We start from the raw sequence: 20,424 nt of genomic DNA on the forward strand, positions 1-20,424 counted from the left end.
CCCTGCCCAAGGGGTGATTCGGTGAACCACCAGATCATCGACGACCAGATCATCGACGACCGCGACCCGACGACCCTGTCCGTCGAGGACCTCGCCGCGCTGCGCGAGAACCTGCACGAGCAGCGCCTGTTCCGCCGGGAGCAGCTGCAACAGCTCTCCTCCCCCGCTTCGACCCGCACGGACGCGGCCCTCGACCGGCGGGCCGTCTCCCAGATCGAGGTCCGCGTGAAACTCGCCGCGTCCGCCCGCATGGTCCTCACCGACGTGGAAGCCGCCCTCGCACGGATGGACCAGGGCCGCTACGGCTCCTGCCACCGGTGCCTGGAGCCGATCGCCCGGGAGCACTTGATGATCGTGCCGCAGGCCCGCTGCTGCACCCGCTGCCGGCGCGTCGCGGAGGCAGGACGATGAACGCCGTGCCGGTTCCCGGCCCCATGACCGCCCGGCACCGCTCGTGGCCCCGGTGCAGCCGGTGCTGGGGCGTCGCCCTCGACCTGGGCAGCGCCCGCACGCGTGCCTGGACCTCCGGCGAAAAAGTGATCATCGACGTGCCGACGGTCGCCTTCCCCGCCGCGGGCGTCACGTACCCCGTCCGGCGCGGCGCCATCGTCGACACCCCCGGAACCGCCCGGATGCTCGACCGGCTGCTCGGTCACCGCCTGCCCCGCTTCGGCCGCCCCCTGGTCATCGTGGCCACGCCCGTACTGGGCGGCATGGCCTACCGGACCGAGGCCCGCGCCGCGGTCGAGGTCCTGCGGCCCCGCGGGTTCCTGACCGTCCCGACCGCGCGCGCCGTGGCCGTGGCCGCGGACGCCGACCTGAGCCGTCCGTTGCTCGTCGTGGACATCGGCGCCCACCTGACCGAGGTCACGCTCCTCACCGACGGCGCGGTGACCGACGCCCGCCACACCGCGCTGGGCACCAGCGACCTGGACCGGCTCACCCCGCCCGCGCGGATCACCGAGGCGGTCGCGGCCATGGTGACGGCGATGCTGGAACAGGACCGCACCTCCCAGACACGCGACGCCCTCCGGCGGGGCGTGCTCCTCGCCGGCGGGGGCGCCCTGCGCCCCGACCTCACCTACCGCCTCACCGACCGGCTGCACGCGCCCGTCCTGCCCGTCCCCGCGCCCCATACGGCCGCGGTGCGAGGCGCCGCGACGCTGCTGCGGGCCGCCCACGCCCACCCGTCCAGCCCCTGACCGCGGGCCTGCGCGACACCCCGCCGCCGCGGCGAGAAGGGGGAACGAGGGCCGAGAGCAGAGAGCAGAGAACCGCGGGCCACGGGCCACGCATAGTAGCCATGTAAACTAACGGAATGAGCAAGGGTTCCGAAGCGGCCACGCCCGGTTACCTGGTGTGGCGCCTGTCGACGAAGTGGCGCGTGGCGGTCGACCGGGCGCTGGCCCCGCTCGAACTCACCCACGCGCAGTACTCGTTGGTCGCGTCGCTGTACGGGATGCAGCGCGACGGCGAGCGCCCCAGCCAGCGCAGGCTCGCCGACCACACCGGCCTGGAGCCGCTGTACGTCTCCAAGCTCGCCCGCGCCCTGGAGTCAGCCGGCCTGGTCGAACGCGCCCGGGACCCCCGCGACCCGCGCGCCGTGCAACTGTCCCTCACCGGACGGGGACGGGACGTCACCCTGCGGGCGATCACGGTCGTCCGAGGGCTGCTGGAGCAACTGCTGGAGCCGCTCGGCGGCCTGGACGGCGCCCGTACGCGGGCGTTCACCGAAGAGCTGACGACCCTCCTCGACGTCCCGCTCGGGCCCGAGGAGGGTCCGCCGCAGCCGTCGTGACGCGGTGCGGGCCCCGGCACCGCCACCGCGCCGCATAGTGGAATATTCAACTATGCGGTCCGGTTGACGGCTCCGAAGGAGGTCAGCAGTGGACATGAGGTACGAGAGGGCACACGGCGGGACCGAGGAGTACTACTCCCACGGGACGCCGGCCGAACGCTGGGAGCGGGCGCAGCTGTTCTTCGGGGCGCGGGAGTACACCGCCGCGGCCCGGGTGCTGGCCGGCCTGGTCGAGGAGACGCCGGAGCAGACCGGTCCGCGCCTGCTGCTGGCCCGCGCCTACTACCACTCGGCCCAACTGCGCCGCGCCGAGACCGAGTTGCGGATCATCGTCGAACGCGACCCGGTCGAGCACTACGCCCGGCTGATGCTGGGCCGCACCCTGGAGCGGCAGGGCCGGCACACGGATGCCGGACCGCACCTGCGGATCGCGTCTGCTCTGACGGGCGACTTCCCGCAGGACTGACGGCCCGTCCACCCACCGCCCCGGACGGCCGCCCTGCCGGACGGCGGGCGGCCCCGGGGCGGACAGCCCGGCGGCGTGCGGCCCGGCGGTGACGACCGGTCACCGCCGGGCCGCTCACGCCGTCCGCGACGGCTCAGGCGGCGGACGTCGCCCGCTTGCGCCGGTGCGCGATCTCGCCGACGACCACGTCCACCACGAGGAACCCGGCGAGCGGGATGCCGAGCAGCGGGACGAAGTAGCCGACCACGGCGACCCCCGCCATCAGCGGGACCAGGACGTACGGCGGGACCTGCGCCCAGGCGCCGCGCGGGATCGGCCGGCCGAAGGCGCTGCCCCGGCCACGCTGCCACCACATGCGGTAACCCCACACGATCAGCAGGATCAGAGCGAGTGCGAGAAGCATCAGCGCGATCTGGTTGGCCAGGCCGAACAGGACGCCGGTGTGCAGGTCGATGCCGTACCGGGTCAGCTTGGCCAGCAGCGGGTGGTCGGCGAACCGCAAGGTGTCGGTGACCTTCCCGGAGGCCGGGTCCACCGCGACCGCGTCCTGCTTCTCGGGCCAGCTGCGCTGCACCTGCTTGACGACATAGGCGGACGAGGCGTCGGCGGGCGGGACGATCTCGACCGGGTCGCCGAGACCCTCGGCGCGCGCGGCGGCCAGGACCTTGTCGAGACCCACGCCGTGTTCGCCGTCCCCGCCCGCCCCGGAGGCCGCGTCGTGGCCTGCGTGGTCGCCGCCGCTCGCGGCCGCCGACACCGACGGGGTGGCCTGGCCGAGCGAGGTGCGCAGCTCGTCGATGTGGGCGCCCGCGTACGTCGACCAGGTCAGACCGGTCGCGGACAGGAAGAAGAAGCCGGCCGCCGCCCAGACGCCGACGGTCCCGTGCAGGCCGAGCGTGCGCCGCCGTCCGGTGACCCCGCGGACCTTGCGCTGCGCGCGCCGGCGGGAGAACCACAGCACGACTCCACCGCCCGCGATCACCCACAGCCAGCTCGCGGCGAGTTCGCTGTAGAGGCGGCCGTTCTCACCGAGGTGCAGATCGCGGTGGAACTCGTCGATCCAGGTGCGCAGCGGCAGCGCGCCCGTCGAGCCGTACTGCTCCAGCGCGCCGCGCACCTCGCCCGTGTACGGGTCGACGAACACCGCGAGGGTGTGGGTGGCGCCGACCCCCTGGACGCCGGACAGCATCACGCGGGTGGAGGCATCGTCCTTTGGCGAGGGACGCACCGCCGAAACGGTTCCCTCCGGGTGGGCCTTGCGGGCGGCGTCGACCTGCTCGGATATCGGCAGTTTCGCGTCGCCGACGGGCACGGTCATCTCGTGCGCGTACACGAGCTTCTCGGCCTGGAACGAGGCGGCGTACAGAAGCCCGGTGACGGCGGCGACCAGCAGGAAGGGCGCCACGAACACGCCGGCGTAGAAATGCAGACGCAGGACCAGGGGGCGCAGCGGGGCCCACGGGCCGCGGGTCTTCGGCTCGGGGGCCGTCGGCTGCGGGGCCTCTTCCGCGGTGAGGGAGGGAGCGGTGGACATCGGCGGCTTCTCCGGGAACGGGGGGAGCGAACGGGGCGTGGGGCGTGAAACGGAGCGGGACGGGGGCTGTTCTCAGCCATGCGCTCCAGTAGTCGGGGGACGATGCCTCCGAGTTCCCGCCACTTCGAGTGACCTGCGTCACGTCGAGTGCGGCCGTGGCATGCTGGCGCGATGGCATCTCCCCGTCCCCTCGCACCCCTTGCCGAACGGATCGAGGAACTCCTCGCGCCCGGCGGCCCGTTGCCCCTCGTCCTGGCCGGACACCCCGTTCTGCGGGCGGGCACGGCGCGTTACGAGGGTCAGCTCGACCCGGCGCTGCTGGCCCGCTTCGTAGAGGCGCTGCGCCTCACCATGCACGCGGCGCCCGGCGTCGGTCTCGCCGCGCCGCAGGTCGGCGTGGAACTGCGGATCGCGGTCGTCGAGGACCCGGCGACGGTGCCGGAGGAGGTGCGCCTGGCCCGCGGGAGGGTGCCCCAGCCGTTCCGGGTGCTGGTCAACCCGTCGTACGAACCGGTGGGTTCGGCCCGGGCCGCGTTCTTCGAGGGCTGTCTGAGCGTGCCGGGTTATCAGGCGGTGGTGGCCCGGCACGCCGAGGTCCGGCTGACCGGCGAGGACGAGCACGGCAGGCCGCTGGACGAGGTGTTCGGCGGCTGGCCCGCCCGGATCGTCCAGCACGAGACGGACCATCTCGACGGCCTGCTCTACCTCGACCGGGCCGAACCGCGCTCGCTGGCCGCGGACCGTAACGTCCTGGAGCGGTGGGCGCAGCCGACCCCGGCCGAGGCGGCGCGGGCGCTGGACTTCGAGCTGCCGTAGGTCAGTTGTCCCGGTACGCCTCCAGCAGGCGCAACCACACCTCGCTGATCGTCGGGTAGGACGGGACGGCGTGCCACAGCCGGGCGATCGGCACCTGGCCGACGACGGCGACGGTCGCGGAGTGGATCAGCTCGCCGACGCCGGGACCGACGAAGGTGACCCCGCGCAGGATCTCCCGCTCCAGGTCGACGACCATCCGGGCGCGGCCCCGGTAGCCCTCGGCGTACAGTCCGGCTCCCGCCACCGACGACATGTCGACGTCGACGGCCCGTACCCGGTGCCCGGCCCGTTCCGCCTCCGCGAGGGACAGGCCGACCGAGGCAGCCTCCGGGTCGGTGAACACGACCTGCGGAACGCACTCGTGGTCGGCGGTGGCGGTGTGGGCGCCCCACGGGTCGTTCTGCGCCGGGGATGTTCCGGCGGCACGGGCGGCGATGGCCGCGCCCGCGATCCGGGCCTGGTACTTGCCCTGGTGGGTGAGCAGGGCACGGTGGTTGACGTCGCCCACCCCGTAGAGCCAGTCGGTGCCGGTGACGCGCAGGCTGTCGTCGACCCCGAGCCAGGAGCCGGGTTCCAGGCCGACCGTCTCGAGGCCGATGTCGTCGGTGCGCGGGGCGCGGCCGACGGCGAAGAGGATCTCGTCGGCCTCGATGCGCTCCCCGGAGTCGGTGACGACCACGACGACGCCGTCCGTGCGCGTCACCGACGCCACCGAGGTGCCGGTGCGCACGTCCGCGCCGGCCTCGGTCAGCGCCTCGGCGACGAGCGCGCCGGCGAACGGCTCCATGCGGTCGAGCAGGCCCTTGCCCCGCACCAGGAGGGTGACCTGCGAGCCGAGAGCCTGCCAGGCGGTGGCCATCTCGGTGGCGACGACTCCCCCGCCGACCACGACGAGCCGACCGGGCGCGGCCTGGGCGCTGGTGGCCTCCCGGCTCGTCCAGGGCCGGACCTCGGCGAGGCCGGGCAGGTCCGGCAGGACGGCGCGGGTGCCGGTGGCGACGACGACCGCGTGGCGGGCCGTGAGCACGGTGTCCCCCACGGTCACCGTGCGCGGGCCGGTCAGTCGGCCGTGGCCGCGGTGGAGGTCCGCGCCGATGCTCTTGAGCCAGTCGGCCTGACCGTCGTCCGTCCAGTCGCCGGTGTACCAGTTGCGGCGGGCGAGGACGGCCTCGGCGTCCAGGGGGCCCTGCACGGCCTGGCGCAGGCCGGGCAGCCTGCGGGCGTCGGCGCGGGCGATGACCGGGCGCAGCAGGGCCTTGCTGGGCATACAGGCCCAGTACGAGCACTCGCCGCCGACGAGTTCGCTCTCCACGACCGCGGTGGTGAGGCCGGCCGCGCGGGTGCGGTCGGCGACGTTCTCCCCCACGGGCCCGGCCCCGAGCACCACGACGTCGTAAGCGTTGGTTTCCGTTTCCGTCATGGGGTCAGTCTGGTGGGTGGTGTGCGGGGTGGCCACACGGGTAGGGGCGCGGAATACGCGTCCGGCCGCCGGCGTTGTCACGGGCGGCTTCACCCCATGTCGGGACACACCCGACGAACTCCGGGAAGAGGGAATCAGGTCATGAGCAGCACCGTGGAGCTCACCAAGGAGAACTTCGACCAGACGGTCACCGACAACGACTTCGTCCTGATCGACTTCTGGGCGTCCTGGTGCGGACCGTGCCGTCAGTTCGCCCCGGTCTACGACAAGGCGGCCGAGGCCAACCCCGACCTTGTGTTCGGCAAGGTGGACACCGAGGCCCAGCCGGAGCTGGCCGAGGCCTTCGGCATCCAGTCGATCCCGACGCTGATGATCGTGCGCGACCGGGTCGCCGTGTTCGCCCAGCCCGGCGCGCTGCCCGAGGCCGCCCTGACGGACGTCATCGGACAGGCGCGGGGGCTGGACATGGACGAGGTGCGCAGGTCCATCGAGAAGGAGCAGGCCGCGAGCGAGGCCGGCGACTCCCCGGCGACCCAGGGCGAGTAGGCCCCGGCGAGCTGTCCGCCGGCGAGCGGGCGCCCTAGAACGGGTAGGGCGCCACGTCGGCCCGCACCGTCGTCCACCGGACGTCGGTGAACGCCTCCAGGTTGGCCTCGCCGCCGAACCGGGCGCCGGTGCCCGAGGCGGCCACTCCGCCGAAGGGCGCCACGGCCTCGTCGTTCACTGTCTGGTCGTTGATGTGCACGATGCCGGTCGGAACGCGCTCGGCCAGGTCGAGGCCGCGGGCGGCGTCACGGGTGACGATGCCGAGCGAGAGCCCGTAGGAGCTGCGCGCGGCCAGCGCCGCCGCCTCGTCCGGCGTGGTGAAGGGGCGCACGGGGGCCACCGGGCCGAAGACCTCCTCCGCGTAGGCGGGAGTGTCGTCGTCGACGCCCGCGAGGACCGTCGGCCGGTAGAAGCGGTCCTGGTGCGTGCCGCCCGCGGCGAGTTTCGCCCCGGCCGCGGTGCTGGCCTCCACCAGGCCGTGCACCTTGGCGAGTTGGCCGTCGTCGATGAGCGGGCCGAGGTGGACCTGTGCGCGGTGCGGGTCGCCGACGGCGAGCGCGTCCGCCTTCGCCGCGAGCCGTTCGACGTACTCCTCGTAGAGGGAGGCGTGCACCAGGTGGCGGCCGGTGGTCATGCAGATCTGGCCCTGGTGGAAGAACGAGCCCCAGGCGGCCGTGGAGATCACCGCGTCGAGGTCGGCGTCCTCCAGCACGATCAGGGCGGAGTTGCCGCCGAGTTCGAGGTGCGCGCGCTTGAGGTGACGTCCGGCCGCCTCTCCGACGGCCCGGCCGGCCGCGGTGGAGCCGGTGAACGAGATGACCGGCACGCGCGGGTCGGCGACGAGGGCCTCGCCGGTCTCGGCGCCGCCCGGGAGGACGTGCAGCAGGTCCTCGGGCAGTCCCGCCTGCGCGAACACCGCGGCCAGCGACAGCCCGCCGCAGACGGCGGTGCGCGGGTCCGGCTTGAGGACGACGGCGTTGCCGAGCGCGAGGGCGGGCGCGACGGAGCGGATGGACAGGATCAGCGGGGCGTTGAAGGGGGAGATCACGCCCACGACGCCGACGGGGACCCGCCGGGTGTACGACAGCCGGGGCGCCTCGCTGGGCAGGACCTGGCCGGCCGGGCGGGACGCGAGGGCGGCGGCCTCGTAGCACTCCTGGGCCGCGACGTGCAGCTCGAAGTCGGCCTTGCCCGCGATGGAGCCCGACTCGCGGACGATCCACTCGCGCAGCTCCTCGGCGTGCGCGGCGAACAGGTCGCCCGCCCGGCGCAGCACCCCGGCACGGACGAAGTGCGGGGCGCGCGCCCACTCGGTCTGCGCGGCGCGGGCCGCCTCGGCGGCGGGCGCGACGTCCGCGCCGGCCGCCAGGACGACCGTGCCCAGCTGCTCACCGGTGGCGGGCTCGGTGACGGTGTGGCGCGGCCCCGACAGGGTGCGGGACTGCCAGTTGGTGGGGTCGAGCAACGGCATGGGGGCTCTCCGATCGGTGACCCGCGGGCTTCACCGCTCTCACGGGGAGAGGGGAAGTCCCGTGTAGTTCGCCGCCAGTTCGGCGGCCGCGTGGCGGGATGCGGTGATCCGGCGCAGCCGGGCGAGCTGCATCCGGTGGTCGAACGCATCCCCATCTGGTTGAGCGTGCAACATCCTAGTCATGTCGTAGGAGAATCGGGTGGCCTGCCACACACGTCGCAGGCACAGGTCCGAGTACCCGTCCAGGAGTCGCGTCGACCCCCGGTCGTGCAGTTCGGCAAAGGCCCTGGCCAGGATCCGGACGTCGGAGACGGCGAGGTTGAGTCCCTTGGCGCCGGTGGGCGGGACGATGTGGGCGGCGTCGCCGGCCAGCACCAGCCGGCCGTGCCGCATCGGCTCGTGGACGACACTGCGCATCCTGGTCACGGACCTGGCGGTGATCGGGCCGCGACGCAAGCTCCAGTCGGCGTCGACGGCGAAGCGCGCGGCGAGCTCGTCCCAGATCCGCTCGTCGGGCCAGTCCCGCAGGCTCGTGCCGCGGGGGACCTGGAGGTAGAGCCGGGAGACGTGCGGCGAGCGCATGCTGTGCAGGGCGAAGCCGCGTGCGTGGCGTGCGTAGATCAACTCGTCGCAGGAGGGCGGCACTTCGGCGGTGACGCCGAGCCAGGAGTACGGGTAGTCATGGGCGTATGTGCGACCGTCGGCCGCGTCCGGGAAGGCGTTGCGGGCGACGCCGTGGGAGCCGTCGCAGCCCGCCACCCACGCGCAGTGCAGGGTCCGTTCCCGGCCTTCGTGCCGGAATCGCACGACGGGGGTCTCGCTCTGCGGCCGCTCGACGGCGAGCGCCTCCGCCTCGAACAACAGGGGCGGCCCGTCGGCCAGTTGAAGCGCGACGAGATCCTTCACGATCTCCGTCTGGGCGTAGATCGTGACCGTGCGGCCACCGGTGAGGGCGGGGAAGTCGAGGCGATGGCGTTCGCCGTCGAAGCGCAGCTCGATGCCGTGGTGCACCAGGCCCTCGGCGTCCAACCGGTCGGCGGCGCCGGCCGCGCGCAGCGCGTCGACCGTGCCCTGCTCCAGCATTCCGGCACGCTGGCGCCCCTCCGCGTGGGCGCGCGTCCTGCTCTCCAGCACGACACAGGCGATTCCCGCCCGGTGCAGCAGACGGGCGAGCAGCAGCCCCGCCGGGCCGCCGCCGATGATGCCGACCGTGGTGCGCATGGCGTGCCTCCCCCTGGACGGTAGTTCAGCTGGAGTCGCGGTGCACCACGGCGACCGTGAACCACGCGTGCGACTCGGGAGCCGCCGCGGGGTTGCGGACCGCCCGGTCCACCAGGGAGGCGAGGTCGCGGCCGGAGGGCAGCGTGATCCGCACGGTGCTCAGCCGCGGCCGAAGCAGCCGGCCGAGCAGCAGGTCGTCGGCCCCGATGACGGCCACGTCCTCGGGAACGCGCAGGCCGGCGTCTCGCAGGGCGCGCAACAGCAGCATGGCGTACTCGTCGTTGTAGGCGAACACTGCGTCGAGACCGAGGCCGTGCCAGCGCGCGGCGAGGGCGTCCGCGGACTCCTCCGTGTAGGCGAGGGGCAGCTCGGTGACGGTGGCGTCGGTGCCCCGCAGGGCCTCACGGGCGCCCGCGAGGCGGGGCGCGGAGAACAGCTCCATGCCGCGTTCCTCCGGAACCACCACCCCGATCCGGCGGCGCCCGCGGGCGTGGAGGTGCCCGGCGGCTCCCCGGCCGACGTCGGCCTGGTCCAGGAGCATCGCGTGCGCGCCCTCGACGGCCTCGGGGCCGAGGGTCACCACGGCCCGGGCGCCGGACCGCTTGAGGATCGCCACCCCTTCGGGTCCGATGCCGGTGCCGGGCACCAGCACGGCGACGGGTCTCAGCTCGGCCCACGCGCGGGCGGCGTCGTCACCGCTCACGCCGCTCGCGCCGTACTGGACGACCGTGTAGTCGAGGCGGCTCATCGCGCCCTGGAAGTCGTGTACGAACCGGCTGTACAGCGGTCCCGCGGGCACCGGCAGGGTGGGCATCAGGACCGTCCGGCTGTGTCCGGCGCGCAGGGTGCGGGCGGCCGCGTGCGGCACGTACCCGAGTTCCTTCGCGGCCTCGCGGACCCGGCGGCGGGTGGGCTCGCTGATGCGTACGGCGCTGGTGTTGTTCAGGACGTAGGAGACGGTCGCGCGCGAGACTCCGGCCAGGCGGGCCACGTCGGCGCTCGTGGGCACGGGGCGCGGCGCCGGCGGCATCGTCGGCGCGGGCGTGTTCGGTATCTGCACCATGACGTAGCGCATCTTGGCAGAAGCCGTGAGCCGGGTCCCGGGCGGGGGACGCCGAATCCGATGATCCGTCGAAGAAGCCGGTCGTGACGGGTCGTCAGCAAACGCCACGAGGCGCCGCCGCTCCCCCGTTCCCGCGGTCCCGAACCGGCGCGCGCCGCAGCGCGTCAGGCGGCGTCCGTTCCGCGGCGCTCGCCCGTGACCCGGTCCACCAGGTCGCTCCAGCCCGCCTCCAGACGCTCCGGCGCCATGCCGCACTGCCGGGTGAGATGGTGGACGAGGACGGGGTTGAGGTATCCCATCAGCGTGTGCGCGAGGAGTTCGCCGTCCGCATCGGGCAGTGCCTGCCGCAGCAGCACCGCGAGGTGGTGGTGATGCACCCGGCGCACCGGGACCGAGTGCCGGCGGTCCGGCCCCGGCTCGGCCGCGAGCTGCAGATCCAGCTGGTCGACGGTACGGGCGAGAAGCGCGAGGCCGAACGCCCGCAGCCGCTCCACCGGCGGCGCGCCCGGCCCCAGCGGCGCGGGGCCGCTCAGGAAGGCCGCCTGGAACTGCTTCTCCGAGTGGTCCAGGAGGGCGTTCAGCAGACCCGTGCGGTCACCGAAGCGGCGGAAGACGGTCCCCTTGCCGACGTTCGCCGCGCTCGCCACCGCCTCCATGGTGACCCCGGCCGCGCCGTGCTCGGCGATCAGACGGGCGGCGGCGTCCAGCAGCCTGGCCCGGTTGCGGGCCGCGTCCGCGCGCAGACACGGCTCGTCGCCCGCCGGACCGAGTTGCAGCAGCTCCGGCTCGGCGGCGCTCTCCTCGGGCTCGGGACATGGAGGCAGCACGGCGGACATGACGCCAGCGTAAAGCATCGGGAATGAAACTGGACCGCGGTCCGGTTAGGGTGCTAGAACATTAAACGGACCCCGGTCCGGATTATTGCCGCAGTGTTTCAGCCTCTGGGAGTACCCATGTCTGTCCGCATCCTCGCGCTCGTCGGCAGCCTTCGCGCCGGCTCGACCAACCGCCAGCTCGCCGAGGCGGCCGTCAAGGTCGCTCCCGAGGGCGCCGAGGTCGACCTGTTCGAGGGCCTGGCCGAGATCCCGTTCTACAACGAGGACCTCGACGTCGAAGGCAGCGTCCCGGCCGCCGCCGCCCGGCTGCGCGAGGCCGCCCTGGCCGCCGACGCCTTCCTGCTCTTCTCCCCCGAGTACAACGGCACGATCCCGGCCGTCCTGAAGAACGCCATCGACTGGCTGTCGCGTCCCTACGGCGCCGGCGCGTTCGGCGGCAAGCCGGTCGCCGTGGTCGGCACCGCGTTCGGCCAGTTCGGCGGCGTGTGGGCGCAGGACGAGGCCCGCAAGGCCGTGGGCATCGCCGGCGGCAAGGTCATCGAGGACCTCAAGCTCTCCATCCCGGGCTCGCTGACCCGCTTCGCCGAGACCCACCCGGTCGACGACGCCGAGGTCGCCGCCCAGCTGACCGAGGTCGTCGCCCGTCTGCACGGCCACGCGGGCGAGGTCGCCGCCGCCTGACGCCCTGACGGCGCGGCGCCCTCCGGCAGCGGCCCCGACCGGCGGCGCGCCGGGACGGGAACGACCGACGGCACATGAGCACACCCGAGGGGCCCGGAATCCGTTCCGGGCCCCTCCGGCGTGCGCGCGCTTCCTGGTCGGGTGAGAGGAGCGTCGGGTGAGAGGAGCGGCGAATGTCGGTCAAGCCGCAGACCGCGGGCGGTCCCGTCTGATAGGGCTGGGGAGATGAGCACCCTTTATCGACGACTGCTCGATCTGATGCCGCGCATCGGCGTCCAGGTGACCGACCTCGGGCCGGGGAAGGCGGTGGTCTCCCGACGCGGCGGCCCGTACCGGGTGACCGGCGCCGGCAAGGACACCTGGGTCCTGCGGCCGACGGGCGACGCGGCCCGCTCCGAGGCCGCCGAGGACGAGGCCGTGCGGCTGGGCGACACCGGCGCCGTGCTTCTCCTGGACCCCTCGGCCCGCCGGGACGAGCGCGCGACACAGCTGGCGGCCGCCGCGTACCTCTGCACCCAGCACGTCGCCGCGATGCTCGAGCTCTACGGCGTGAACTGCGTGTTCGACGTCGGCGCCAACACCGGCCAGTACGCCAAGGGGCTGCGCAGGGCCGGATACACGGGGCGGATCGTGTCGTTCGAGCCCACGTCGGCGACGTTCGCCCGGCTGGAGAAGGCGGCCGAGCACGACCCGCAGTGGCAGGTGCACCGGTGCGGGCTGGGCCGCGAGGAGACGACCGCGCGGATCCACACCGGCTGGAAGACCATGAACTCCCTGCTGTCGGCCAGCGAGTACGGCAAGGGCCGCTACAGCCGTTTCGCGAAGGACGACACGGAGGAGATCCGCGTCCGCCGGCTGGACGAGGTCATGGACGAGGCGCTCGCCGGCCTCGCCGACCCGCGCCCCTACCTGAAGATGGACACCCAGGGCTATGACCTCGAGGTGTTCGGCGGTGCCGGGGAGCGGATCGCGGAGTTCGTCGGGATGCAGTCCGAGGTGGCCGTGCTGAAGCTGTACGAGGGCAGTCCCGGCATGGGCGAGGCCGTCGCGCGCTACGAGGCGGCCGGGTTCGGCATCACCGGCATGTATCCGGTGACGCGCGAGGCGACGACGGGTCGGGTGATCGAGTTCGACTGCGTCCTGATGCGAGCCACCGCGGCGCCCGCCGCCTAGGCGGATCCATCACTAGCGTTATAGAAAGCGGCGGCGTCCGGCGCGAGGCGAGCGGATGGCATGACTGGGCCCCCACAAGGCATCGGCCACATGCTCGATTACCGGGCTGCGCGACGGGGGCCGAGCCGCGCGTGCGTCACGCCGGGGACGTGTCCGGTGCGGCCTCCTCCTGCCGCCCCGCCGCCCGCAGGCTGGTGAAGGTCGTCACGGCGAGGACGAGCACGATGAAGCCGAGCGAGAACGGGATGCCGATCTCGGGCACGTGCACCCCGGACTCGTGCAATGCGTGCAGCAGCAGCTTGACGCCGATGAAGCCGAGGATGATCGACAGGCCGTAGCTGAGGTGGACCAGCTTCTTCAGCAGACCGCCGATGAGGAAGTACAGCTGCCGCAGGCCCATCAGCGCGAAGGCGTTGGCGGTGAAGACGATGTACGGGTCCTCGGTCAGCCCGTAGATCGCCGGGATCGAGTCGAGCGCGAAGAGCACGTCCGTGGAGCCGATCGCCAGCATCACGACCAGCATCGGGGTCATGACCCGCTTGCCGTTCTGCTCGATCCACAGCTTCGTGCCGTGGTAGCGGTCCGCCACGCCGAAGCGCCTCTCCACGGCCTTGAGCAGCTTGTTCTCCTCGAACTCCTCCTCGTGGGCGCCCTTCTTGGCATCCTGGATCAGCTTCCAGGCCGTCCAGATCAGGAAGGCGCCGAAGAGGTAGAAGACCCAGGAGAACGTCGAGATGATCGCCGCGCCGGCCGCGATGAACAGCGCGCGCAGCACGAGGGCCACCAGCACACCCACCATGAGGACCCGCTGCTGGTACTGCGAGGGAACCGCGAACTTGCCCATGATCAGGACGAACACGAAGAGGTTGTCCACGCTCAGTGACTTCTCGGTGATGTATCCGGCGAAGAACTCACCCGTCGGTCCGCCGCCGCCGAAGACGAACACACCGAGACCGAACAGGCAGGCCAGCACGACCCAGACGACGGTCCAGGTCCCGGCCTCCTTGACCGAGACGTCGTGCGGCTTGCGGCCGATGAAGAAGTCGACGGCGACGAGCGCGCACAGCGCCACGACGGTCGACAGCCAGACGGAGAGCGAGACGTTCACGGGTGATACTCCTGGTGCCGGTGTGGGGGTGAAAATCGTTGTCGTATAAACGGCCGATTGTCCACCCTTCGCAGATGAACGGAAGGTCACGTCCTGGCAAGGCGCGGGGCGGACCCCGGGTGCCACCCGCCGAACGGCGGGCAGGTTCCGCCGAACGGCGGCGCTCCCGAGGGGCGTGGGTGCGCAGATCATGGCCGCAGGAGCCGCCCCGTCGAGGAGACACGCCATGACATCCGCCCCACCGCCGTTCGACCCGGAACTCGCCGCCGCCCTGGAACTGATCAAGGACATGCTCCAGCCGGGCCTGGCCATGGAGGACCTCGAGGCCGTCCGCCAAGGCCCGGCCATGGCGATGCTGTCCCAGCTGGACCTGACGGCGGGCGGCGCCCTGGAGGTGGAGGACCGCACCGTGCGGGGCCCCGAGGGCTCGCCGGAGATCTCCCTGCTGATCTGCCGCCCCGCCGCGCCGGCCCCCGACCGGCCGCGTCCCGTCGTCTACCACGTGCACGGCGGCGGCATGGTCCTCGGCAACAACCGGGCCGGCGTGGACGTGGCGCTGGACTGGGCACGCGCGCTGGACCTGGTCGTGGTGTCGGTGGAGTACCGCCTCGCGCCCGAGCACCCGCACCCGGCGCCCGTCGAGGACGTCTACGCCGGGCTGCTGTGGACGGCGGAGCACGCCAAGGAGCTGGGCGCGGACCCCGACCGCATCGTGATCGCCGGTGCCAGCGCGGGCGGCGGACTGACCGCCGCGCTGGCCCTGCTGCTGCGCGACCGCGGCGGCCCGCAGCCGATCGGCCAGCTGCTGATGTGCCCGATGCTGGACGACCGCAACGACACCGTCTCCTCCCACCAGATGGCGGGCCTCGGCGTATGGGACCGCACCGCCAACGACACCGGCTGGACGGCGCTGCTCGGGGCGGCGCGCGGCGGCCCGGACGTGTCGCCGTACGCGGCGCCCGCCCGTGCCGAGGACCTGTCCGGGCTGCCGCCCGCCTTCCTCGACGTGGGCTCCGCCGAGACCTTCCGGGACGAGGTCGTCGACTACGCCTCCCGGATCTGGCAGGCCGGAGGGGTCGCCGAACTGCATGTGTGGCCGGGCGGCTTCCACGGCTTCGACGGTTTCGCGCCGCAGGCCACGCTGTCGAAGTCGGCCCGGGCGGCCCACCTGGACTGGCTGCGCAGGCTGCTCGCCGAGTAGCGGGAGCGGGGCTCGGCTCTCCTCATCGAGGGGCGTGTGGCGCATGATGACCGTATGAAAGAGCTGGCGGGGCGCCTGACGGCACTGGACCCGGACGCCGGCGCCGCCGTGCGCGTCATCGCCTATTTCGACCGGCTGACGGAGGGCCGTGCCGGGGTCGAGGCGCTGGTGCGCGGGGCCGCGGTGCTCGCCGGCGTTCCGGCGCGGCTCGTCGACGCCGGCCGTGGGGTGCGGATCCGGATCGAGGCCGACGGCGTCCGGCGGGACTCCGGCCCGCCGCCGGACCCCGCGTGGCCGTCCGCCCCGCTGACCCCGGACGGGGCGCCCGCGTTCTGGCTGGAACGCGCCGACACGACGCCGAGCGTGGTCGACGCGGTGATCCTGGAGCGGGCCGCGGGTGCGGCCCGTCTCGTCCTGGACCGCACCCGGGGCCGGGCCCCGCTGGACGATCCCGCCCTCGTCGAGACGCTTCTGGACGCCGCGGCAGCCGAACCGGCCCGGCTGCACGCCGCGCGCCGTCTCGGCCTCGACCTTCTCGCACCGGCCCGCGCTCTCGCCACCGCGGCGGGCCGGCCCAGGGTCGTCCCCGCCCCCGCCGCTCCCGGCGGCGCCGAGCCGTCCGCGGTCCGCACCGGTGTCGGCCCGGCCGTGCCGGTGCTGGAGCTGCCCGGGTCGTGGGACGCCGCCCGGACCGCGCTGCGGTTCACCGCGGAAGGGGGAGCACTGGATCCCGGCCCTCGGGTGGTGTACGCCGAGGAGCTCGGCGGGATCGCGCTGCTGGCCGAGCTCGTCGCTCCGGGCGCCGAACCGCCGCCGGACGTCCGGGCGTTGGACACGGCCGCCGCGGACGCGCCCTGGCTGCTGACCACGCTGTACGCCGTCACCGCGACAGCGAGTCTGCGGGCGGCCGCAGCCGAGGCCAACGTGCACCACTCCACGCTCCAGGACCGGCTGGCCCACGCCGAACACCTGCTGGGCTGGCCGGTGCGCACCCCGCAGGGCCGGCTGCGGCTGCACCTGGCGCTGACGACGCGAAGGCTGACCCGGCCCTAGGTGTATCGAGCCACAGCGTTGTTCACCCGGCTGATGGATGGCCGGCCGCCGAGCCGACCCCGGACGACACCGCACCGAACCCCGGCGCTCATGCTCAGTACACCTAGGGCGCGGCGGCAAGGGCGAAGCCCGTACGGACACGGCCGTGGGGGCGCACCGGCGAAGGGCGCACGACCGCGCGGGAACCCCGGCCCGCGCACAACCGGGCCGGCCCGGAACACGGCCCGCTCAGACCTTGGCCCGCTCAGACCTTGGCCCGCTCAGACCTTGGCCTGCTCGGGCTCGGCCGCCGGGTCGGCGACGTCCTCGTCCGCGGCGGCGCGTGCGGCGGGGATGACGGCCGCGATGGCCGCGGAGACCAGCGCGAGGCCGCCGCCGACGAGGAGCGCGGTGCGGAAACCGTCTTCGGAGGCGAAGGTGTGGCCGCCCATGGTGGTGGTCAGCTGGGAGAGGATCACACCGATGACGGCGGAACCGATCGAGGTGCCGAGCGAGCGCATCAGGGTGTTGAACCCGTTGGCGGCGGCGGTCTCGGTCAGCGGGACCGAGCTCATGATCAGGGCGGGCATCGCCCCGTACGCGAGGCCCACGCCGCCGCTGGTCACGAGCGTGACCATCATGACGCCCCAGGCGGACCCCATCAGCGCCAGCGAGACGAAGTAGCCGGCCGCCAGCACCAGCGCGCCGCAGACCAGCGTGAACTTCGGGCCGCGGGCGTTGGTGAGCTTCCCGCCGAGCGGCGAGACCAGCATCATCGTCAGACCGCCGGGCGCCATCCACAGACCTGCCGCGAGCATCGACTGACCGAGGCCGTAGCCGGTGGCCTCCGGGAACTGGAGCAGCTGCGGCATCACCAGCATGCTCGCGTACATGCCGAAGCCGATGAAGACGGAGGCGAGGTTGGTCAGCAGCACCCTGGGGCGGGCCGTGGTGCGCAGGTCGATCAGCGGGTCGGTGGTGCGCACCTCCCACAGGCCCCAGCCGGCCAGCGCCACGACGGCGGCGGCGAACAGACCGAGCGTGGCACCGGAGGCCCAGCCCCAGTCGGCGCCCTTGGAGACGCCGAGCAGCAGGCAGACCAGGCCGATGCCGAGGCCGATCGCGCCCGGCAGGTCGAAGCGCTGGCCCTTCGCGCCCGCCGGGACGTCCGGGACGAGCGTGTAGATCAGGACGGCGACGACGGCGGCCAGTGCGGCGGAGCCCCAGAACAGCACACGCCAGTTCGCGTACTGGGCGACCGCGGCGGCCAGCGGCAGGCCGATCGCACCGCCGATGCCCATGGAGGCGCTGACCAGCGCGATGGAGCCGCTGAGCTTCTCGGCGGGCACGACGTCCCGCAGCAGCGCGATGCCGAGGGGCACCATGCCCATGCCCATGCCCTGGAGACCGCGGCCCACGATCATCGTCACCACGTCGGAGGCGAACGCGCAGACCACCGAGCCGACGACGAGCGGCACCGAGCACGCGAGCAGCATCCGGCGCTTGCCCAGGAGGTCGCCGAGGCGGCCGACGACGGGCACGCACACGGCCGCCACCAGCAGCGTGACCGTGATCACCCAGGCCGCGTTCGAGGACGAGGTGTCCAGGATCTGCGGCAGTTCGGCGATCAGCGGCGTGACCAGCGTCTGCATGATCGCCGCCGTGGTACCGGCGAAGGCCAGCGTGGCGATCACGGCGCCGGGACGGGCCGCGGGCTGGGGGGCGATGGCGCCCATGGGGACTCCTCGGGAAAGGGGTGCGTGAGGGTGTGCATCGTACATGCGATGTGCATCGTACATGCGATGTGTATTGCGCACATGACATGGCCCATGCACACCGGCATGCCAGGATGGATGCATGGAGACGCCCGCCCACGAGGTCGAGTACGAGCAGATGCTGCTGAGCCGTCACACGTTCCTGAACCAGCGGGGCGGCCGCCGCAAGAACAGCGTTCTGGAGCGCAGCGCCTACGTCCTGCTGAGCCGGATCCGGGTGCAGGGGCCCATGTCGATCGGGGAGCTCAGCGACGCCTTCGGCCTGGACGTCTCCACCCTCAACCGGCAGACGGCGGCGGCGATGCGCGCGCGGCTGATCGAGCGCATCCCCGACCCGGAGGGCGGGATGGCACGCAAGTTCCGGCTCACCGACGAGGGGCTGCGCCTGCTGGACGCGGAGCGGGAGGGGATCATCGACATCCTGGACCAGGTGATGCACGACTGGTCCGACGACGACATCGCCGCCTTCGCGGGGTACCTCCGGCGCTTCAACAACGGCATCGAGGCCATCGGCGGACGCCCCTGGCCGCGCCCGTAGCGAGACGGACGCCGCCCGGGGAGGTCGACGCGGGCGGCACGGGCCCCGCGATCGACACGGGCCGCGCGACCCGAACGGGCCCTCGCGTCAGGAGGCGCCCGGCGCGGCGGACGAGGCAGCGGCCGCACCCAACTCCCGGATTTCCCCGCCAAGTTTGGGCTGGAACCGCGTCAGCAGCTCGGGCTGCGCGCTGACCGCCCAGCGGGAGCCGACCAGGTACCGGCCGCCGTAGATCGCCGCGGCGTCGAGCCAGGTCTCCTTGTGCCGCTCCTCGGGGAACGTGGTGATGAGGTAGCCGGCCCCCTCGGCCTGACAGACGCCCTGCCGCAGCTCAGCCGCCTCGATGCGGATGGAGGCAGTGCAGCCGGTCAGCCCGGCGATCACCTCGACCTTCGCCGGCGCCACGACCCCGGCCGCGGGCCCGGGCCCTTCACCCCGGCCCCGTGACCCCGGCCCGTAAGCCCGGCCCGCGGGGTCGGCACGCCGCGGGCACCGCCGGTCTGCCTAAGGTGGAGGGGATCGCCACGCGCCCGGGAGACCCCATGATCGGTATCCGCCGCAAGAGACCTGCCGGCGCCCTCGACGCCGTCGACGCCATCGAGCCCCCGGGCAACGCCGAGACGGTCGTCGGCGTGCTCACGGTGACGGTGCTGGTCGAGGTGCTCGGCGTGCTGTCCGGGTCCGAGGTGTGGCTGCTCGGCCTCCTGGTCTTCCTGCCGGGGACGGCGTCGGCGCTGTGCACCGTGCAGCAGACCAGGTTCGTCGCCGCGTGGACCACCCTGTTCGTCTCCCTCACCCTGTTCCTGCGGGCCGGCGACGGGGCCAGGTGGCTGGACCGCAGCCTCCTGGTGCTGCTCACCCTGGTGCTCGGGGTCGTCTCCGTGTACGCCTGCCACCGGCGCATCGCTCGGGAGCAGGAGATGCTGCGCCTGCGCTCCACCGCCGCCGCCATGCAGCGGCACATCCTGCATCCGCTCCCCCTGCTCACCGACGACGTCCTCGTCAACGGCGTCTACGAGCCCGTGCAGGAGGACCGGCTCGTCGGCGGTGACATCTACGACGTGGTCGACTCGCCGTGGGGCACGCGGGTGCTGATCGGGGACGTCCAGGGCAAGGGCCTGGCCGCGGTGGGCGCCGCGTTCGCCGTCATCGGCGCCTTCCGCGAGGCGGCCTACCGGGAGGCCACGCTCACCGCGCTCGTCGACGCCCTCGACGCCGCCGTCGTCCGGCACAACTCCTACGCCGAACAGACCGGCGACGACGAACGGTTCGTGACCGCGCTCATCGTCTGCGTCGACGCGGACGACGAGGCACAGGTCGTCAACTGCGGCCACATACCCCCGCGTCTGGTGCACGAGGGGGCCGTCACCACGGCCGCGGTGGACCCGGGCGTCCCGCTCGGGCTCGCCGAACTGGCCGTCGAGCCCACGACGGTGGACTGGTTCGCTTTCCCCGACGGCGCCACACTGGTGCTGACCACCGACGGGCTCACCGAGACCCGGGCCGCCGACGGCACGTTCTACCCGCTCGACGAGCGGCTGATGAAGCACCTCGACCGCTCCCCCACCGAACTGCCCGGGGCCCTGCACGAGGACGCGCGCGGCTTCGCCGGGGACGGCCGCCGCCACGACGACGTCGCCGTCCTGACCGTCCGCAGGGCGCCGCGTCGATGAATCCGGCCCCCGGCCACCGCGAGGCGGGCCCCGGCCGGCATGCGCGCGCCCGCGGCCTCACGGCGGCGGGCG

At 73.3% G+C, this 20,424-nt stretch carries 21 protein-coding genes; 12 read left to right on the forward strand and 9 right to left on the reverse strand.

Annotation, left to right across the window (positions count from 1 at the left end; genetic code table 11):
* Positions 1-21: 21 nt before the first annotated feature.
* The 4 genes from OHS82_RS06845 (at position 22) to OHS82_RS06860 (ending at position 2,264) form a co-directional block, all read left to right on the forward strand.
* Positions 22-411 (forward strand): TraR/DksA family transcriptional regulator, encoded by a 390-nt coding sequence (locus tag OHS82_RS06845; RefSeq protein ID WP_079041407.1) that lies wholly within the window; start codon positions 22-24, stop codon positions 409-411.
* Positions 408-1,202, forward strand: a complete 795-nt coding sequence (locus tag OHS82_RS06850) for a rod shape-determining protein (protein ID WP_328433500.1) — start codon at positions 408-410, stop codon at positions 1,200-1,202. The genes OHS82_RS06845 and OHS82_RS06850 overlap by 4 nt, the downstream gene beginning before the upstream one ends.
* 116 nt (positions 1,203-1,318) lie before the next feature.
* On the forward strand, positions 1,319-1,798 hold the full coding sequence (locus tag OHS82_RS06855) for a MarR family winged helix-turn-helix transcriptional regulator (RefSeq protein WP_057580980.1): 480 nt from the start codon (positions 1,319-1,321) through the stop codon (positions 1,796-1,798).
* 94 nt (positions 1,799-1,892) lie between these two features.
* Positions 1,893-2,264 (forward strand): tetratricopeptide repeat protein, encoded by a 372-nt coding sequence (locus OHS82_RS06860; RefSeq protein ID WP_328433501.1) that lies wholly within the window; start codon positions 1,893-1,895, stop codon positions 2,262-2,264.
* Positions 2,265-2,397: 133 nt separating this feature from the next.
* Here OHS82_RS06860 and OHS82_RS06865 read toward each other — a convergent pair whose 3' ends face one another.
* Positions 2,398-3,798: a PepSY-associated TM helix domain-containing protein gene (locus tag OHS82_RS06865; RefSeq protein ID WP_328433502.1), complete on the reverse strand. Its 1,401-nt coding sequence runs from the start codon at positions 3,796-3,798 to the stop codon at positions 2,398-2,400.
* A 171-nt stretch (positions 3,799-3,969) separates the two neighbouring features.
* On the opposite strand from OHS82_RS06865, the gene OHS82_RS06870 reads away from it, so the two are divergent.
* Positions 3,970-4,614: a peptide deformylase gene (locus tag OHS82_RS06870; RefSeq protein ID WP_328433503.1), complete on the forward strand. Its 645-nt coding sequence runs from the start codon at positions 3,970-3,972 to the stop codon at positions 4,612-4,614.
* A gap of 1 nt (position 4,615) precedes the next feature.
* Here the strand turns inward: OHS82_RS06870 and OHS82_RS06875 are convergent, their stop codons facing one another.
* Positions 4,616-6,034, reverse strand: coding sequence for a dihydrolipoyl dehydrogenase family protein (locus OHS82_RS06875; protein ID WP_057581093.1), 1,419 nt, complete (start codon positions 6,032-6,034; stop codon positions 4,616-4,618).
* 141 nt (positions 6,035-6,175) lie between these two features.
* Here OHS82_RS06875 and trxA point away from each other — a divergent pair, with 141 nt between their 5' ends.
* Positions 6,176-6,580 (forward strand): thioredoxin, encoded by a 405-nt coding sequence (trxA, locus tag OHS82_RS06880; RefSeq protein ID WP_057580983.1) that lies wholly within the window; start codon positions 6,176-6,178, stop codon positions 6,578-6,580.
* A 34-nt stretch (positions 6,581-6,614) separates the two neighbouring features.
* Here trxA and OHS82_RS06885 read toward each other — a convergent pair whose 3' ends face one another.
* From OHS82_RS06885 to OHS82_RS06900, 4 genes are all read right to left on the reverse strand, one after another.
* Positions 6,615-8,051 (reverse strand): aldehyde dehydrogenase family protein, encoded by a 1,437-nt coding sequence (locus tag OHS82_RS06885; RefSeq protein WP_057580984.1) that lies wholly within the window; start codon positions 8,049-8,051, stop codon positions 6,615-6,617.
* Positions 8,052-8,090: 39 nt separating this feature from the next.
* Positions 8,091-9,272 (reverse strand): 4-hydroxybenzoate 3-monooxygenase, encoded by a 1,182-nt coding sequence (locus tag OHS82_RS06890; RefSeq protein WP_057580985.1) that lies wholly within the window; start codon positions 9,270-9,272, stop codon positions 8,091-8,093.
* Positions 9,273-9,297: 25 nt separating this feature from the next.
* Entirely contained in the window at positions 9,298-10,347 is a 1,050-nt protein-coding gene (locus OHS82_RS06895) for a LacI family DNA-binding transcriptional regulator (protein ID WP_057580986.1), read from the reverse strand.
* A gap of 152 nt (positions 10,348-10,499) precedes the next feature.
* The gene (locus OHS82_RS06900; RefSeq protein ID WP_079041408.1) at positions 10,500-11,189 is read right to left on the reverse strand and encodes a TetR/AcrR family transcriptional regulator; all 690 of its coding nucleotides are present in this window, start codon (positions 11,187-11,189) and stop codon (positions 10,500-10,502) included.
* A gap of 99 nt (positions 11,190-11,288) precedes the next feature.
* Here OHS82_RS06900 and OHS82_RS06905 point away from each other — a divergent pair, with 99 nt between their 5' ends.
* Positions 11,289-11,852 (forward strand): NAD(P)H-dependent oxidoreductase, encoded by a 564-nt coding sequence (locus tag OHS82_RS06905; RefSeq protein WP_057580988.1) that lies wholly within the window; start codon positions 11,289-11,291, stop codon positions 11,850-11,852.
* 225 nt (positions 11,853-12,077) lie between these two features.
* Positions 12,078-13,025: an FkbM family methyltransferase gene (locus OHS82_RS06910; RefSeq protein ID WP_328433504.1), complete on the forward strand. Its 948-nt coding sequence runs from the start codon at positions 12,078-12,080 to the stop codon at positions 13,023-13,025.
* A gap of 136 nt (positions 13,026-13,161) precedes the next feature.
* Here the strand turns inward: OHS82_RS06910 and OHS82_RS06915 are convergent, their stop codons facing one another.
* Positions 13,162-14,133, reverse strand: a complete 972-nt coding sequence (locus OHS82_RS06915) for a TerC family protein (RefSeq protein WP_057580990.1) — start codon at positions 14,131-14,133, stop codon at positions 13,162-13,164.
* A 226-nt stretch (positions 14,134-14,359) separates the two neighbouring features.
* Between OHS82_RS06915 and OHS82_RS06920 the strand changes: the two genes are divergently transcribed.
* Positions 14,360-15,334, forward strand: a complete 975-nt coding sequence (locus OHS82_RS06920) for an alpha/beta hydrolase (protein WP_057580991.1) — start codon at positions 14,360-14,362, stop codon at positions 15,332-15,334.
* Positions 15,335-15,388: 54 nt separating this feature from the next.
* A complete protein-coding gene (locus OHS82_RS06925; RefSeq protein WP_057580992.1) occupies positions 15,389-16,387 on the forward strand; it encodes a helix-turn-helix domain-containing protein in 999 nt (332 codons plus the stop codon).
* 260 nt (positions 16,388-16,647) lie between these two features.
* Here OHS82_RS06925 and OHS82_RS06930 read toward each other — a convergent pair whose 3' ends face one another.
* Entirely contained in the window at positions 16,648-18,102 is a 1,455-nt protein-coding gene (locus OHS82_RS06930; RefSeq protein ID WP_057580993.1) for an MFS transporter, read from the reverse strand.
* 121 nt (positions 18,103-18,223) lie between these two features.
* Here OHS82_RS06930 and OHS82_RS06935 point away from each other — a divergent pair, with 121 nt between their 5' ends.
* Positions 18,224-18,679, forward strand: coding sequence for a MarR family winged helix-turn-helix transcriptional regulator (locus tag OHS82_RS06935; protein WP_057580994.1), 456 nt, complete (start codon positions 18,224-18,226; stop codon positions 18,677-18,679).
* Between the two features lie 87 nt (positions 18,680-18,766).
* Here OHS82_RS06935 and OHS82_RS06940 read toward each other — a convergent pair whose 3' ends face one another.
* A complete protein-coding gene (locus tag OHS82_RS06940) occupies positions 18,767-19,084 on the reverse strand; it encodes a hypothetical protein (protein ID WP_347336115.1) in 318 nt (105 codons plus the stop codon).
* A gap of 137 nt (positions 19,085-19,221) precedes the next feature.
* Here OHS82_RS06940 and OHS82_RS06945 point away from each other — a divergent pair, with 137 nt between their 5' ends.
* Complete coding sequence (locus tag OHS82_RS06945) at positions 19,222-20,352, forward strand: PP2C family protein-serine/threonine phosphatase (protein WP_057580995.1); 1,131 nt, start codon at positions 19,222-19,224, stop codon at positions 20,350-20,352.
* Positions 20,353-20,424: the final 72 nt, after the last annotated feature.

It is taken from the genome of Streptomyces sp. NBC_00425 (genome assembly GCF_036030735.1).
Classification (GTDB): Bacteria; Actinomycetota; Actinomycetes; order Streptomycetales; family Streptomycetaceae; genus Streptomyces.